At 65.1% G+C, this 14,755-nt stretch carries 14 protein-coding genes; 6 read left to right on the top strand and 8 right to left on the bottom strand.

Annotation, left to right across the window (positions count from 1 at the left end; all coding sequences use genetic code 11):
• Nucleotides 1-183: 183 nt before the first annotated feature.
• The 5 genes from yihA to rpmH form a co-directional block, all read right to left on the bottom strand.
• On the bottom strand, nucleotides 184-825 hold the full coding sequence (gene yihA, locus ACZ1JC_RS13520) for a ribosome biogenesis GTP-binding protein YihA/YsxC (protein ID WP_465136367.1): 642 nt from the start codon (nucleotides 823-825) through the stop codon (nucleotides 184-186).
• A gap of 7 nt (nucleotides 826-832) precedes the next feature.
• The gene (gene yidC / locus ACZ1JC_RS13515) at nucleotides 833-2,611 is read right to left on the bottom strand and encodes a membrane protein insertase YidC (protein WP_465136368.1); all 1,779 of its coding nucleotides are present in this window, start codon (nucleotides 2,609-2,611) and stop codon (nucleotides 833-835) included.
• Between the two features lie 72 nt (nucleotides 2,612-2,683).
• Nucleotides 2,684-2,929 (bottom strand): membrane protein insertion efficiency factor YidD, encoded by a 246-nt coding sequence (gene yidD / locus ACZ1JC_RS13510; RefSeq protein WP_465136369.1) that lies wholly within the window; start codon nucleotides 2,927-2,929, stop codon nucleotides 2,684-2,686.
• Nucleotides 2,926-3,312, bottom strand: coding sequence for a ribonuclease P protein component (rnpA, locus tag ACZ1JC_RS13505; RefSeq protein WP_465136370.1), 387 nt, complete (start codon nucleotides 3,310-3,312; stop codon nucleotides 2,926-2,928). Before rnpA ends, yidD begins: the two co-directional genes overlap by 4 nt.
• Nucleotides 3,313-3,464: 152 nt before the next feature.
• Nucleotides 3,465-3,599, bottom strand: a complete 135-nt coding sequence (gene rpmH, locus ACZ1JC_RS13500; RefSeq protein ID WP_086494189.1) for a 50S ribosomal protein L34 — start codon at nucleotides 3,597-3,599, stop codon at nucleotides 3,465-3,467.
• Between the two features lie 224 nt (nucleotides 3,600-3,823).
• Here rpmH and ACZ1JC_RS13495 point away from each other — a divergent pair, with 224 nt between their 5' ends.
• Complete coding sequence (locus tag ACZ1JC_RS13495) at nucleotides 3,824-4,117, top strand: hypothetical protein (protein WP_465136371.1); 294 nt, start codon at nucleotides 3,824-3,826, stop codon at nucleotides 4,115-4,117.
• Here ACZ1JC_RS13495 and ACZ1JC_RS13490 read toward each other — a convergent pair.
• Nucleotides 4,059-4,904, bottom strand: a complete 846-nt coding sequence (locus tag ACZ1JC_RS13490) for an alpha/beta hydrolase (RefSeq protein ID WP_465136372.1) — start codon at nucleotides 4,902-4,904, stop codon at nucleotides 4,059-4,061. The genes ACZ1JC_RS13495 and ACZ1JC_RS13490 overlap by 59 nt on opposite strands.
• Before the next feature lie 169 nt (nucleotides 4,905-5,073).
• Here ACZ1JC_RS13490 and ACZ1JC_RS13485 point away from each other — a divergent pair, with 169 nt between their 5' ends.
• Entirely contained in the window at nucleotides 5,074-6,582 is a 1,509-nt protein-coding gene (locus ACZ1JC_RS13485) for a YifB family Mg chelatase-like AAA ATPase (protein ID WP_465136373.1), read from the top strand.
• 367 nt (nucleotides 6,583-6,949) lie between these two features.
• Nucleotides 6,950-7,834, top strand: a complete 885-nt coding sequence (locus ACZ1JC_RS13480) for an EamA family transporter (protein ID WP_465136374.1) — start codon at nucleotides 6,950-6,952, stop codon at nucleotides 7,832-7,834.
• 96 nt (nucleotides 7,835-7,930) lie between these two features.
• Here ACZ1JC_RS13480 and ACZ1JC_RS13475 read toward each other — a convergent pair whose 3' ends face one another.
• Both ACZ1JC_RS13475 and ACZ1JC_RS13470 read right to left on the bottom strand, forming a co-directional pair.
• The gene (locus ACZ1JC_RS13475; protein WP_465138602.1) at nucleotides 7,931-8,656 is read right to left on the bottom strand and encodes an esterase/lipase family protein; all 726 of its coding nucleotides are present in this window, start codon (nucleotides 8,654-8,656) and stop codon (nucleotides 7,931-7,933) included.
• 59 nt (nucleotides 8,657-8,715) lie between these two features.
• Complete coding sequence (locus ACZ1JC_RS13470; RefSeq protein ID WP_465136375.1) at nucleotides 8,716-9,261, bottom strand: DUF3617 domain-containing protein; 546 nt, start codon at nucleotides 9,259-9,261, stop codon at nucleotides 8,716-8,718.
• Nucleotides 9,262-9,381: 120 nt separating this feature from the next.
• Here ACZ1JC_RS13470 and uvrB point away from each other — a divergent pair, with 120 nt between their 5' ends.
• From uvrB to ACZ1JC_RS13455, 3 genes are all read left to right on the top strand, one after another.
• Nucleotides 9,382-11,568, top strand: a complete 2,187-nt coding sequence (uvrB, locus tag ACZ1JC_RS13465) for an excinuclease ABC subunit UvrB (RefSeq protein WP_465136376.1) — start codon at nucleotides 9,382-9,384, stop codon at nucleotides 11,566-11,568.
• A gap of 245 nt (nucleotides 11,569-11,813) precedes the next feature.
• Nucleotides 11,814-12,926, top strand: coding sequence for a helix-turn-helix transcriptional regulator (locus tag ACZ1JC_RS13460; protein WP_465136377.1), 1,113 nt, complete (start codon nucleotides 11,814-11,816; stop codon nucleotides 12,924-12,926).
• 127 nt (nucleotides 12,927-13,053) lie between these two features.
• Nucleotides 13,054-14,559 (top strand): acetyl-CoA hydrolase/transferase family protein, encoded by a 1,506-nt coding sequence (locus ACZ1JC_RS13455; protein ID WP_465136378.1) that lies wholly within the window; start codon nucleotides 13,054-13,056, stop codon nucleotides 14,557-14,559.
• The last annotated feature ends 196 nt before the right edge of the window (nucleotides 14,560-14,755 follow it).

The raw sequence follows: 14,755 nt of genomic DNA, 5'->3' as shown, positions 1-14,755 counted from the left end.
AACTCCATGCCCCCGCTCAATCAACCGAACCGTCGCCCCCGCGAAGGCGGGGGCCCCGCTTCCTTTTCCTCGCCGCCCGAAGAACAAGCGGGGTCCCCGCCTTCGCGGGGACGACGGAGTGGTATTGCGGAAAGTTCGCGTGCGGGGCCGGGCGAAACCCAACCCCGGTCCGATCACCAATCGTCAGATCAGCGAATCGGCAAACACCGCCGCACGCAATTCGGCGATGCCGAGGCCCTTTTCCGAAGAGGTGACGTGCACCTCCGGATAGGCAGCCGGGTGCTTGCGCGCCTCGGCGATCGTTTCGGCGTGAACCTTTTCCAGTTCGCTCGCCTTGATCTTGTCCGCCTTGGTCAGGACGATGCGGTAGCCGACGGCGGCCTCGTCCAGCATCTTCATCATGTCGGCATCGACATCCTTCACGCCGTGGCGCGAATCGACCAGCAGCAGCGTGCGCTTCAGCTCCACGCGGCCGCGCAGATAGTCGCGCACGAGGCGGCGCCAGGTCTCGACGACCTTGGGCGGTGCCTTGGCAAAGCCATAGCCAGGCATGTCGACCAGGCGGAACTGCAGCGGCTCGCCCACGTCGAAGAAGTTCAGTTCCTGCGTGCGCCCCGGCGTGACCGAAGTGCGCGCGATCGCCTTGCGGCCGGTCAGCGCGTTCAGCAGCGACGATTTGCCGACGTTCGAGCGGCCGCAGAAAGCGATCTCCGGCTCACCCGATTCGGGCAGGAACTTCAGCGCGGGCGCGCTCTTCAGGAACGTCACCGGTCCTGAAAAGAGCTTCCGTGCCTGTTCGATCAGTTCTGCCTGTTCTTCTTCCATGTCAGCCTCAGGCCTTCTTCTCGCGCTCGCGGGCACGAGCCTTGTCCTGGGCTTCCTTTTCCTGCTGCGCCTTCAACTGCGGATGCATCACGTAGAGCAGCTTCTGCTGACCGATCGCGAGCAGGTTGGAAGTGATCCAGTAGACCAGCAGGCCCGAGGCGAACGGCGCCATGATGAACATCATGAACCAGGGCATCAGGGCGAAGACCTGCTGCTGCGCCGGATCCATCTGCTGCGGGTTCAGCTTGAACTGCAGGTACATCGTCACGCCCAGCAGCAGTGCCAGCACGCCGATGCCAAGGAAGGCCGGGGGCGTGAACGGCAGCATGCCGAACAGGTTCAGGATGTGCAGCGGATCGGGCGCCGAAAGGTCCTTGATCCACAGCACGAACGGCTGGTGGCGCATTTCGATCGCCAGGTTCAGCACCTTGTAGAGCGCGAAGAAGACCGGAATCTGCAGGAACATGGGAAGGCAGCCGGCAAGCGGGTTCACCTTCTCTTCCTTGTACAGCTTCATGATCTCAAGCTGCTGCTTTTCCTTGTCGTCCTTGTAGCGCTCCTGGATCGCCTTCATCTTCGGCTGGATCGCACGCATCGCGGCCATCGAAGCGAAGCCGCGCTGCGCGACCGGGAACATGATGCCGCGCACGATCGCGGTCAGCAGGATGATGGCGACGCCGAAGTTGCCGACGAGCGCGAACAGCTTCACCAGCAGCCAGAAGATCGGCTTTTCGAACCAGCGGAACCAGCCCCAGTCGATCGCGAGGCCGAAGTTGGCGACGCCCGCCTTCTCATAGGCGTCGAGCACCGCGTGCTCCTTGGCACCGGCGAACAGCATGGTCTGGCGGCTGAGCGTCTGGCCCGGCTGGACCACGCTCTGTTCGTAGACGGCGTCGGCACGGAACAGCTGGTTGCCCAGCGAACGGAACGAGCCGGTGGCCTTACCGTTGTTGGCGGCGTTCACCGGAATTACCGCGGACATCCAGTAGACGTCGGTAAAGCCGATCCAGTCGACCTTGCCGGCCGGGTCCTGCGTGCCCGCGCCGACGAGATCGTCGTACTTGGGTCCGAACACCACCGAACCGTCGAAAGCGCCGATGCCGCCGGTGCGCAGCGTCCAGGCATAAGCGGCGGCGGTGCGGTTGGTGCGGTTCACGAAAGCGAAGGGCTGCACCGTGACGGGTGCCTGGCCCTTGTTGATCACCTGCTGGTCAGCCGTGATCATGTAATTGTCATCGACCTTGAAGGTCAGCGCGTAAGTCTGGCCCTGGCCGTTGTCCCAGGTGAGCGTGACGGGCGTGGCCGGCGTCAGCTTGGCGCCTGCGGGCGCGGTCCAAACGGTCTGGGCATTGGGCGCGGCGTTACCCTGGCCGACCCAGCCGAACTGCGCATACTGCTGCGCCGGCGTGCCGGAGGGCGAGAACATGCGGACCGGGCCGGAATCCTTTTCCACCGTCTCACGATGGCGGTTGAGCACCAGATCGTCGAGCAGCGCGCCGGTCAGGTTGATCGAACCCGAAACGCCCGGCGCCTGGATCGGCAGACGGCCGCCCTTGGTCAGCGCGGTCTTCAGGTCCTGCCGTTCCAGCGCAACGTCGTCCGCGTTCAGCAGGCCGCCCTCACGGGTGGGCTTGGCGGCGTTGGTCGGGGCCGGGTTCGCGGCGGTCTGCTCGACCTTGGCGGGCTTGTTGGCGTTCGGATAGAAGTGATTGACGCCGGCTTGCCAGCCGAAAAGCACGAGCGCGGTCAACAAGACCGCCAGAATGATGTTGCGCTGGTTATTCACGAAGGCTTTCCTGTCGTAATCCCGTCGAAGGCGGCGGCCGCGCGATGGCTTTGGCCGCTACCTCAATTCATGTCAGTCCGGCACCGGGTCGTAGCCGTGCCCACCCCAAGGCTGGCAGCGCAATAGACGCTTGAACGCCAGCCAGCCACCCTTAATCGCACCGTGCTTGCGCACCGCAATGATCGCGTACTGCGAGCACGAGGGCGAATAGCGGCAGGACGGCGGCAGCACTTGCGAAGGGCCCAGTTGCCACGCCCGGGCGATACCGATCAGCAGCAACCCCGGAAGACGCGCGAACAAGGCGAATAGGCGCTTCATTTGCGGGGCTTGCCCTTGCGGCCGCGATGGCTGCGCGGCGGATCGCCCTTCCCGGCCTGAGCCCGGCCCAGCGCCACCCGCAATTCCTCGCGCAGCAGTGCGAAATCGCGCTCCACCCCGCCCTCGCGCCCGATCAGCACGTGATCGGTATCGGCAAGGCCGAGTTCGGGCAGAAGTTCGCGCAGCAGCGCACGAAAGCGCCGCTTCATGCGGTTGCGCACCACCGCATTGCCGATCTTCTTAGTGACGGTGATGCCCGCCCGCTGCCCCTGCCCATCGTTACCCTTGGCCAGGAGCACGAATCCGGGCCGCGCCACACGAAGGCCGCCATTGGCCGCAACGAAGTCGGCCCGGCGGGTCATGGTGGAATAGGCGGCGGTCATGTCAGCCGGCAGATAGGGAGGAGAACTGCAAAGTACAAACGGCGGCGGCCCGTGCCGCTACCCGATTCCTCACCACGCAACACAGCATGCGAGGGATCGGATAGCGGCACGGGCCGGTGCCGCATCCAGCCGTTAAGCTGGAAAAGTCTCGATTAGGCCGAGAGCTTCGAACGGCCGCGGGCGCGGCGCGCACGAAGAACCTTGCGGCCACCGACGGTCGCCGTGCGAGCGCGGAAGCCGTGACGGCGGGCGCGGACAAGGCGGCTGGGCTGGAAAGTGCGCTTCATGACGGTCCTCGAAAATCCGAACAAAAGAGGCCGCCCGACCGGGACGACCGCAAAACAGAGCGCGCCGATACTGGAGCGCCGAAGCAGAGTCAAGCAAAGCCAGCCTCTTTCGGCCGTCAAACCGGGCGGCACCGCGATTCTTTTCATGCGGCGGCTATTCGGCAACTACCTCCTATGGGGATCGCCGGATAGCCATGCGTGCCCAAGCCTTGCGGGCAAGGGGCATGATAGACTCGGTCCGTCAGATCGACCGGAGCGGCGGAAACGGGGCAACGATGAAGGAAGACGATCAGGTCGGCGTGCTGGTGGGGTGGTCTTCGCAGACCTTCGGGCCGAATCTGATCCTCGACCTTCAGACTTTCGAGCGTTCGTCATGGGATAGCGGCGACGAACCCGAAATCGCGCGGATCTACATGACCCGCAATCAGGCCGCAGTCCTTGCCAATCACTTGTTCGAAATCAGCGGAACCTCACCCCCGAAGCGACCGCAAGGTCGATTCGGCCGGCTCTTTGGCTAGGCGGCGAATCAACCCGGTCCAGCGAGACCCAGCGATTCATTTCCCCCGCGCCGAACCACAGCGCCGATTCGAACGGCACCGAATTGGTCATCGCGTAAAAGGCCCGCGCCTCGCCTTCGTCCATGCCCATCTGGCGATAATAGTCCAGATATCGGCGGTTCTCCGGCCCATCTGCCGAATAGTCTTTCGCCTCACGCCCCGAATCGTCGATCCAGGAATGAACCGCGAACTCCGCGCCGTCGTCGGCATATCGCCGGGTTCCGGCCAGAAACAGCTCGACCGCGCCGGAGCGGACCGAACCGCCATCGGGCACATGGGTGGCAATGCCGCGCGCGCGGATCATCCGGCCCAAGCGCAGATTGGCGAAGTCATCCTCGGTACCCGGGCATTCGATCATCTCGATTTCGGCGATTGCCGGCCAATCGCGCAGCATGGCGGCGAACTGGGCGGGGCTGCGCGAATCGGTGACATCCACCAGCGCGACATGGCGCGCATCGATCACGCGGAACGGACCGTAGCGGGCGACGCCGCGCGGGATAGGGGCAGGCTGGGTCTGCTGCCAGGCGATATCGACCAGTCGCTCGCCGCCGACGAAAGGCTCCGCCTCGTCTGCGATCACCGCCACGGGCTGCTGCACGTAGCCCGGCTCCTCGAAGAGCACCATTTCGTAAGGTAGCATGGGCGCGAGCGTGGCCGCCGGCGCCGCCTCCTGCGCGCAAACGGAAACGGCGCCCAGCGGCAGCAGGGCCATGAGCGGTGCGAGCAAGGCAGCTACGATCGTACGCATGTGCCAAAACTGCGCCGCAAGTCCTTACCCAAGCCGTGAGACTTGCGGTTAAAACGGTGTAACGATTGGCCTGGGTAGCGCTTTGAATATCGACAGTGCCGGGGGGCAGTGTCATTCGGTGGATGTACCTAGTTCATCCGTCGTTTTTCCTGAGAGCCAAGGGTCCTTCGTGGTCGCACTCGTTTCGACCGTCGCCTACCTGGGGTTGGAGGCGCGCCCGGTCGAAGTTCAATGCCAGGTGGCGCCGGGAATGCCCGCGTTCACCCTGGTCGGCCTGCCCGACAAGGCAGTGGGCGAAAGCCGTCAGCGCGTCAGCGCGGCGCTGACGGCGATGGGCCTTGCCCTGCCGCCCAAGCGCATCACCATCAACCTCTCCCCCGCCGATCTGCCGAAAGAGGGCTCACACTACGACCTGCCCATCGCGCTGGCCCTGCTGGCGGCGATGGGCGTGGTCGATGCCGAGCAATTGGCCGATTTCGTGGCGGTGGGCGAACTCGCGCTGGACGGCCGCGTGATCCCTTCCCCCGGCGTGCTGCTCGCCGCGATCCATGCCAGTTCGCTGGACAAGGGACTGATCTGCCCCGCCGCGCAAGGGACCGAGGCGCGCTGGGCCGAAGGCGTGCCGGTGGTGGCAACGCCCAACCTGATCAGCCTGCTCAATCACCTGAAGGGCACGCAGGTCCTGCCGCCGCCCGCTGTCGGCCGCGCCGATCCGCCCGTCAGCGGCCCGGACCTGAAGCAGGTGAAGGGGCAGGAAGTCGCCCGCCGTGCCCTGGAAATTGCCGCCGCCGGATCGCACAACCTGTTGATGAGCGGCCCTCCGGGCGCGGGGAAATCGCTGCTCGCCTCTTGCCTGCCCGGCATCCTGCCCGAACTGACCCCGGCAGAGGCGCTGGAAGTCTCGATGATTTCCTCGGTCGCCGGCACATTGGAAGAAGGCCGCATCAGCCGCGCCCGCCCGTTCCGTTCGCCGCACCATTCGGCATCGATGGCAGCGCTGACCGGCGGCGGCCTGCGGGTGCGGCCGGGCGAAGTCTCGATGGCGCATCTGGGTGTGCTGTTCCTCGACGAACTGCCCGAATTCCAGCGCGCGGTGCTCGATTCGCTGCGCCAGCCGCTCGAAACCGGCGAGATTTCGGTGGCGCGCGCCAATGCCCATGTCACCTATCCGGCGCGCGTGCAGCTGGTGGCGGCGATGAACCCCTGCCGCTGCGGCTATCTGTCCGACCCGTCCCTCGCCTGTTCACGCGTGCCCAAGTGCGCCGCCGATTATCAGAGCAAGGTCTCCGGCCCGCTGCTTGACCGCATCGACCTGCATGTCGAGGTCGATCCCGTCCGCGCCGTGGACCTTGCCCTGCCTCCGCCCAAGGAAGGCAGCGCCGAAGTGGCCCAGCGCGTTGCCCGCGCCCGCGCCGTGCAGACCGCGCGTTTGGACGGCACCGGCAAGCGCACCAATGCCGAACTCGACGGCGACCTGCTGGATATGCACGCCACGCCCGATGAGCCCGGTCGCAAGCTGCTGATGCAGGCGGCGGAGGCGATGCACCTCTCGGCCCGCGGCTATACGCGCATCCTTCGCGTGGCTCGCACGATTGCCGACCTTGCCGGAGCGACTGAAGTGGGCCGCGTGCATGTAGCCGAGGCCTTGAGCTACCGACGGCAGCCGCCGAGAGGCTGATCGGCGGCTGCGACCGGCATCCTGATGCCTCGTCCTAATACCTAATCCCAATGCTTCGTCGTCGTCGCGAAGGCGGGGACCCCGCTTTTCTGGCGCCGTGGAGACAAGGAAGCGGGGCCCCCGCCTTCGCGGGGGCGACGGGCTAAGGTTTGGCGTGAATTCGGAGTTTCTCGTGTCCTCGCAAACCCAAGCCCGCCTCGTCATTGCGAGCGCAGCGAAGCAATCCAGAGCGGCGCCGGACTGCCCTGGATTGCTTCGCTGCGCTCGCAATGACGAGATTTTCGGCCGGCCTAAACGATCCTCTGCGTCGAATGTCCGCCAGCAACTTCCCTTCCCTTCTGCGCTCCCAACTGGCATCGCCCCGCACATGACCTCGCAGACCGACCGCACTGCCCTTCTTGCCGGCCTTTCGATCATCGTTGCGCAAAGCTCGATCAACCTGGGCGCTGCCTTCGCCAAGAGCCTGTTTCCACTGGTCGGGCCCGAAGGCGTTGCCGCTCTGCGCACGACGATTTCGGCGCTGATCCTGCTCGCCATCGCCCGCCCGTGGCGCGTGAAGATGACGGCGCGGCAGTTGAAGTGGCTGCTGCTCTACGGCGTGGTGCTCGGTTGTATGAATCTGGCGATCTACTGGGCGATCCGGCGCATTCCCATCGGCATCGCCGTCGCCATCGAGATCTGCGGACCGCTCAGCCTGGTGCTGGCAAGCTCGCGCTCGGTGAAGGATTTCCTGTGGCTGGCGCTGGCGGTGGGCGGCATGGCGCTGCTGATCCCGTGGGAGGGCAGCGCGCACGCGCTCGATCCGCTGGGCATCCTGTTCGCGCTGGCGGCCGCGACTTGCTGGGCGCACTATATCCTCTGCGGGCGGCGCGCTTCGGAAGTCGGTGGCGCCGTTGCGGTGTCGGTGGGCATGGTGGTGGCCTGCTGCATCACGATACCGGTCGGCCTCGCCTCGGCCCCGCACAGTCTGCCCTTGCACGCCTTGGCGCTCGGCGCGGTCGTGGCGGTCCTCTCCAGCGCGCTGCCCTATGTGCTGGAAATGCGCGCGATGCGCCAATTGCCAAGCCGCATCGTCGGCCTGCTGAGCAGCATGGCGCCCGCATTGGGCGCCATCGTCGGCTATCTGGTGCTGGATGAGCGGCTAAGTGGCCTGCAGTGGCTGGCCGTCGCCATGCTGATCGGCGCCAGCGCAGGCTGCTCGCTGGCCTCGCGCCCGCCCGTCGCGCAGGCGCGAGACGATGTGATGGCGTAGAGCGTTTTCCAATCGGGTGGGATCACCTGATGGCTCGGAAAACGCGATAAACCAAAATCTTAGAGCGGTTGATCCGATGCAATCGGATCAACCGCTCTAATCTTCGAAATCGAGCTGACGCAGCACTTCCGCCACCACGCGCGGATCGCTGGCAAAGCCCAGGTGCGAACACCGGATCGCCACGGCCCGGTCTCGCTCGCCCGGCCAGCCGCAGGCCGAGCGCGGGTGAATCACGCCATCGCGCGGGCTCCACAAGGCGACGGTTGGCACCGGCGGCTTGGCGGTGAAATCGCAGTCGATCGGCGGCGCGCTGACCGAGTGGCCGGTGACCATCTGATAGGCACGCCAGGCATTGTTGGCACGCGGATCACCTGAGAACGGCGTGCCCATGGTGATGACCTTGGACACGCAATCGGGCTCCCGCCGCGCAATCTCCCGCGCGAACAGGCCGCCAAGGCTCCAGCCGACCAGCGCGACGGGGCGCTTGTGCTGGCGTGCCAGCGCGCCCACGCGGCGCATCAGGAACGTGAAGTTCTGCTGGTTCGGCCCGAGATTGAGGCCAAGGCCCCATTCGTGAACCTCATGTCCTGCCTCGGCCAGTGCCTCCGCCATCGGGCGCATCCGGTTGGGATGCGCGCCGAAGCCGGGCAGGAGCATGATCGGCTGCGGATGCAGCGCCTTCTCCACCGCGATCCGCTTCTTCCCGCCCCGCCGCAACGACGCGAGTTCGGCCAGGAACAGACGCAGCGAAGGCTTTCGCACGCCTTCGGGATGCGGCTCACGCGCCAGCGCTGCGCGGCGCGCGATGGCGCTGCGCATCATGTCGATCTGTCGCGGAGCGGATCCGTTCACTTCAATCCTTCAACTTGCTGTCAGCCACTCTATCGGCAATCGCCCACGCGAGCGGTCTTCATATGCATCGCCATCGTCATCTCGCCCATCGGCGCGGTGCCGCCGGACATGTTCATGTTCACCGTCACGTCGGAACCCTGCTCGCCCACCGTGCCGGCCAGCTTGATCGTGGCCGTTCCCTGATCGGCGGACTTGCAATCCATCTGGGCATCCAGCTTGCCGCCATCAACCTCGAACCGCGAATAGGAGCATTCACGGCCCTTGCCGATGTTGTCGAACATGTCGCGATAGCCTTTATCGGCCTCCGCCTGCGTCAGGCAGAACTCGTTGACCTGCCCCTTGGCCATCATCGTCTTCATCTGCGCGGCAGCCTCGCTGGGCATGCCCGGCACGTCCATCTTCGTGATCTCTACCGTCTGCCGGTACTGGCCGGGCTTCGGTCGCTGCAACTGGGCGGCTTCCTGCTTCACTTCGTCCATCGACTTCGCCTCGCCGGACTTGCCCTGTTCCTTGGAGCCACAGGCAGCCAGAGCCAGCGCCGCACACATCACCGAAACCGCCATGATCCGCTTCATAGAGTCGAGACCTTTCGCACCAGACCAAAGAGGTGAGGAAGTATCATCGACGCGCCCTTCCCGCGAGTCCCCTCCCACGAGACATTGCGGGCACGGGCGATATACCCCATATGTTCTCCCATGGCAGAGCTGATCATCCGCCGGGGCCTTGAGGAACCGGACACTTCGGGCACGTTCGTCCCCCACAAGCCGGCACGTCCCGACAAGTCGATGCCTGGCAGGCCCTTCAAGGTCGTTTCGGAATACGAACCCAACGGCGACCAGCCCACCGCCATCGCCGATCTCGTCTCCACGGCGGGAGAGGGCGAGAAGACGCAGGTACTGCTGGGCGTCACCGGATCGGGCAAGACCTTCACGATGGCCAAGGTGATCGAGGAACTGCAGCGCCCCGCCCTGATCCTGGCGCCGAACAAGATCCTGGCCGCGCAGCTCTATGCCGAAATGAAGGACTTCTTCCCGGAGAACGCGGTCGAGTACTTCGTCTCCTACTACGATTACTACCAGCCCGAAGCCTACGTTGCCCGGTCGGACACTTACATCGAGAAGGAAAGCTCGGTGAACGAGGCGATCGACCGCATGCGCCACTCGGCCACGCGCGCGCTGCTGGAGCGGGACGATGTGATCATCGTCGCCTCGGTCTCATGCCTTTACGGCATCGGCTCGGTCGAGACGTACTCGGCGATGATCTTCGACCTGAAGACCGGGGAGTCGCAGGACCAGCGGGAGATCATCCGCAAGCTGGTCGCCCTGCAGTACAAGCGCAACGATGCCGCCTTCACGCGCGGCACCTTCCGCGTGCGGGGGGACAATCTGGAACTGTTCCCCAGCCACCTTGAGGACACCGCCTGGCGCATCTCGTTCTTCGGGGACGAGATCGAGGAGATTGCCGAGTTCGATCCGCTCACCGGCAAGAAGGGCTCGGTGCTCGAAAAGGTGCGGGTCTATGCGAACTCGCACTATGTCACGCCCGGCCCGACGATGAAGCAGGCAAGCGAGGCGATCCGCTTCGAACTGACCGAGCGGCTGAAGGAACTGGAAGCCGAAGGCCGCCTGCTGGAAGCCCAGCGGCTGGAGCAGCGCACCAATTTCGATCTGGAAATGATCGCCGCCACCGGAAGCTGCGCGGGGATCGAGAACTATTCGCGCTTCCTTACCGGCCGCCTGCCCGGCGAGCCGCCGCCGACGCTGTTCGAATACCTGCCGGACAATGCGCTGCTGTTCGTGGACGAAAGCCACCAGACGGTGCCGCAGATCGGCGCCATGTCGAAGGGCGACCACCGGCGCAAGATCACGCTGGCCGAATACGGCTTCCGCCTGCCGAGTTGCATCGACAACCGCCCGCTGCGCTTCAACGAATGGGACGCGATGCGGCCGCAGACCATCGCTGTCTCGGCCACGCCCGGCCATTGGGAGATGGACGAATCGGGCGGCGTCTTCGCCGAACAGGTGATCCGTCCGACCGGACTGATCGATCCGCCGGTGGAAATCCGCCCGGTCGAGGATCAGGTGCAGGACTGCATCGTCGAGTGCAAGACGACGGCGGAGCGCGGCTATCGCACGCTCGTCACCACGCTGACCAAGCGCATGGCAGAGGATCTGACCGAGTTCATGCACGAGGCCGGCGTGCGCGTGCGCTACATGCACAGCGACGTCGAGACGCTGGAACGCATCGAACTGATCCGCGATATGCGCATGGGCGTCTACGACGTGCTGGTGGGCATCAACCTGCTGCGTGAGGGCCTGGATATTCCCGAGTGCGGGCTCGTCTGCATCCTCGATGCCGACAAGGAAGGCTTCCTGCGCAGCGAAACCTCGCTGATCCAGACCATCGGCCGCGCCGCGCGTAACGTCGATGGCCGGGTGATCCTCTATGCTGATCGCATGACCGGCAGCATGGAACGCGCGATCGCGGAAACCGACCGTCGCCGCACCAAGCAGGAAGAATACAACACCGAGCACGGCATCACCCCGCAGACGATCAAGCGGCGCATCGCCGACATCGTGGCGGATACCGCCAGCCGCGACGGCGTGCTGGTGGACATCGATGCCGAGGGCCAGAACAATCTCGTCGGCCACAATCTGCGCGCCTATATCGAGGATCTGGAAAAGAAGATGCGCACCGCCGCCGCCGATCTGGAATTCGAGGAAGCCGGCCGCCTGCGCGACGAGATCCGCCGCCTGGAAGCCAGCGAACTCGGCATCCCGGACGATCACAAGAAAGCCCCCATCGTCGGCCGCAGCAACGAGGGCAAACCCGGCACGCGCAAGACGCGGTATGGCAAGATGCAGAAGAAGTGGGGGAAGTGACCGGCTACCAGCCGTAAACGCCCGCCTTCGCTTCGCAATCGATACCCCTAAAACAAGACGCCCGGGGCCTGCCGTGGCAGGCCCCGGGCCAGTCTCAGGATCGAATTTCGCCGATCCCTCGGGTCGCAAATCCGTTTTGGACGGAATGACCCGCGACGGCATACCACGTTCATGGTAGCCGCTCTGAGCACGAGTGCTCGTTAACAGTACTTGTTAAGTAGTTTTACAGGCGGCATGAAGGTGTTGTGCCGGGAAACAGGGAATTCCGCAGTGACGCGGAAGTGGTGGGCAGCCTCTTCGCGCGTGCACCCTTCGAAAAGGAAGGCTGGGACATTGCGCTCCAGGCTTTGCGCGACGCTACAGGCTCTTCGCGGGCACAGTTGCTGGCGTTGGGCAGTCGATTCCAAGCCTTCAATTGGGCGACCGACACCCCTCCCGAATACGAAGCGGAGTTCATAGCAGCCGGCGGATTGCGCCCCGATATTAACTACCGTGTCGGCGCCACCCGACCACCGATGGAACTGACCTGGGAGGCGCATTATGATCAGGTGCGCCAAAATGGGACAGGTGAGGCCTATCTGGAGCACGTGCGCAAGTACGATGCGGAGTTCGGCGCGCAGATCGTGCTCAGCCAGCGGCCCGGCGTATTCTTCGGCCTTGCGGTGCTGCACGGGCCGGCGGAAGGCCGCACGACCGAGGCGCAGCGCGCCGTACTGGAAGCGGTCGCGCCGGACGTGCTGGCCGCGATTCGCATGCAGGACGCGATCGAGCACCAGGGGATAGCCCTGCTGCGCGGATCGCTGGAGGCATTCCACAGCCCGGCGATCCTGCTCGATGCGCTGGGCAAGGTTTGCGATGCCACCGAATCGGCGCGCAACCTGCTCGGCCCCGGCACCCTGCAAGTGCGCGGCGGCATGTTGCGTGCGCCCAGGCCCGATCTGGACCGTCTGCTGCAAGGCCGCATCGCCGCCGCGCTTGCCGGCAAGGGCGATGACCCGGCCGACCTCTGGCTGCGGTCCGATAGCGGGTTGCTGCTGGTGGACGTGCGCACGCTGCCCCGGCAGGACTGGAGCTTCGGCTTCGCCCCGCGCGTGATCGTCACCTTGCGCGCCCCGCTCGGCCCCGCGCAAGCGCAGGCGCGCACGATCGGATCGGCTTTGGGGCTGACGCTGGCCGAAGGCGAAGTGGTGGCGCTGCTGGCCCATGGCCATTCGCGCCAGCAGGTTGCGAATCTGCGCGGCGTCAGTGTGCAGACAGTCATCAGTCAGTTGCGCACGATCTTCCAGAAGTGCGGCGTCAATCGTGAAGCCGAACTCGTCGCACTTGCGCGCGCCGTCATGGAAATGGGGCCGCGCTAGAAGCACTTGCGCCTTCCGTGTTACTTGTCATGCGCTGGCCGCAATCGCTTCTGTACACTTTGCACTGTACGCGGCGAGCGGACGGCGCGACTGGCTCGCTCGGAAAGTCACAATTCAAGAGGTTGCCATGCGGATCGAATGCCCGGAAATGCGTTCCAAGATCATGCCTGCCGAAGCGGCTGCCCGCCTCATTACCAGCGGTTCCACCGTGGGCATGAGCGGCTTCACCGGTTCGGGTTACCCCAAGGCGGTTCCCCTCGCCCTTGCGGCCGAGATCGAGGCCGAACACGCCGCCGGACGTCAGTTCCGCGTGCGCATGTGGACCGGCGCCTCCACCGGGCCGGAACTCGATGGCGCCCTTGCCAAGGCGGACGGCATCGAATTCCGCTTGCCCTACAATTCCGATCCCATCGCCCGCGAACGCATCAACAAGGGCGAGATGAACTACTTCGACATGCACCTGTCGCAAGTCGCGCCGATGGCCTGGCAGGGCTTCCTGGGCCCGCTGGACACGGCCGTGATCGAAGTGGCCGGCATCCGCGCCGACGGCAGCCTGATCCCGTCCTCCTCGGTCGGCAACAACAAGACCTGGCTGGACCGCGCCTCCAAGGTCATCCTCGAAGTGAACTCGTGGCAGAACGAGGCGCTGGAGGGGATGCACGACATCTACTACGGCACTGCCCTGCCCCCCAGCCGCGTGCCGATCCCGCTGGTGAAGCCCGATGACCGTATCGGTTCGCCCTACCTCAAGGTCGATCCCGCCAAAGTCGTCGCCGTGGTCGAGACCGACCGGCCGGACCGCAACGCCCCGTTCAGCCCGCCGGACGAGAAGGCCAAGGCGATCGCCGGCCACATCCTCGAATTCCTGCAGCACGAAGTGAAGCTGGGCCGCCTGCCCAAGGCGCTGCTGCCGATCCAGTCCGGCGTGGGCAATATCGCCAATGCCGTGCTGACCGGCCTTGTCGATGCGCCGTTCGACAGCCTGACCTCCTACACCGAAGTGATTCAGGACGGCATGCTGGACCTGCTGGATTCGGGCAAGCTGCGCATGGCCTCCGCCACCGCGTTCTCACTGAGCCCCGAGGCGGCCGCCCGCGTCAATGCCGATATGGCCCGCTACCGCGACAAGATGATCCTGCGCCCGCAGGAAATCTCCAACCACCCCGAACTGATCCGCCGCCTGGGCTGCATCGCCATGAACGGGCTGATCGAGGCGGACATCTACGGCGCGGTGAACTCCACCCACGTCATGGGTTCGCGCATCCAGAACGGCATCGGCGGTTCGGGCGACTTCGCGCGCAATGCCTATATCTCGATCTTCATGACGCCCTCCACGGCAAAGGGCGGCAAGATCTCGGCCATCGTGCCGCAGGCGAGCCACGTCGATCACATCAATCAGGACGTGCAGGTGATCGTCACCGAGCAGGGTCTGGCAGACCTCCGCGGGCTCAGCCCCAAGGAACGCGCCGCGGTGATCATCGCCAACTGCGCGCACCCGGACTATCGCCCGCTGCTGGAAGACTACTACGCCCGCGCGCTGAAGGGCTCCTACGGCCTGCAGTCGCCCTCGCTGCCGGGCGAGGCGCTGTCGTGGCACCAGCGGTTCATCGAGACGGGTTCGATGCTGCCTTGATTGTCTGAAAAAACGCCTTCCCACCGATCCCGCTCAGGCTGAGCCTGTCGAAGCCCCATAGGCGTGGCGCAAGGCTGCCATCCTTCGACAAGCTCTGGATGAGCGGGGTCGGTAAGAACGGCGAGTGGTCGGTTAAGCAGCCAGTTCCCTAAGGGGGGCTACACTACTTTTACGTAGTCACACTCTTGCCGTATAC

This window comes from Sphingomonas sp. BL-S-28, assembly GCF_055521515.1.
Note: the sequence above shows the minus strand (reverse complement) of the source record. Positions and strands in the feature narration are given on the sequence as shown.

Excerpts from the sequence above, each read along its gene's own strand:
- ACZ1JC_RS13490 (WP_465136372.1), bottom strand. The coding sequence starts at position 4,904 with ATGCGTACGATCGTAGCTGCCTTGCTCGCACCGCTCATGGCCCTGCTG.
- ACZ1JC_RS13475 (WP_465138602.1), bottom strand. The coding sequence starts at position 8,656 with ATGATGCGCAGCGCCATCGCGCGCCGCGCAGCGCTGGCGCGTGAGCCG.
- ACZ1JC_RS13470 (WP_465136375.1), bottom strand. The coding sequence starts at position 9,261 with ATGAAGCGGATCATGGCGGTTTCGGTGATGTGTGCGGCGCTGGCTCTG.
- yidD (WP_465136369.1), bottom strand. The coding sequence starts at position 2,929 with ATGAAGCGCCTATTCGCCTTGTTCGCGCGTCTTCCGGGGTTGCTGCTG.
- yihA (WP_465136367.1), bottom strand. The coding sequence starts at position 825 with ATGGAAGAAGAACAGGCAGAACTGATCGAACAGGCACGGAAGCTCTTT.
- ACZ1JC_RS13495 (WP_465136371.1), top strand. The coding sequence starts at position 3,824 with ATGATAGACTCGGTCCGTCAGATCGACCGGAGCGGCGGAAACGGGGCA.
- uvrB (WP_465136376.1), top strand. The coding sequence starts at position 9,382 with ATGGCAGAGCTGATCATCCGCCGGGGCCTTGAGGAACCGGACACTTCG.
- ACZ1JC_RS13455 (WP_465136378.1), top strand. The coding sequence starts at position 13,054 with ATGCGGATCGAATGCCCGGAAATGCGTTCCAAGATCATGCCTGCCGAA.
- rpmH (WP_086494189.1), bottom strand. The coding sequence starts at position 3,599 with ATGAAGCGCACTTTCCAGCCCAGCCGCCTTGTCCGCGCCCGCCGTCAC.
- ACZ1JC_RS13480 (WP_465136374.1), top strand. The coding sequence starts at position 6,950 with ATGACCTCGCAGACCGACCGCACTGCCCTTCTTGCCGGCCTTTCGATC.
- rnpA (WP_465136370.1), bottom strand. The coding sequence starts at position 3,312 with ATGACCGCCGCCTATTCCACCATGACCCGCCGGGCCGACTTCGTTGCG.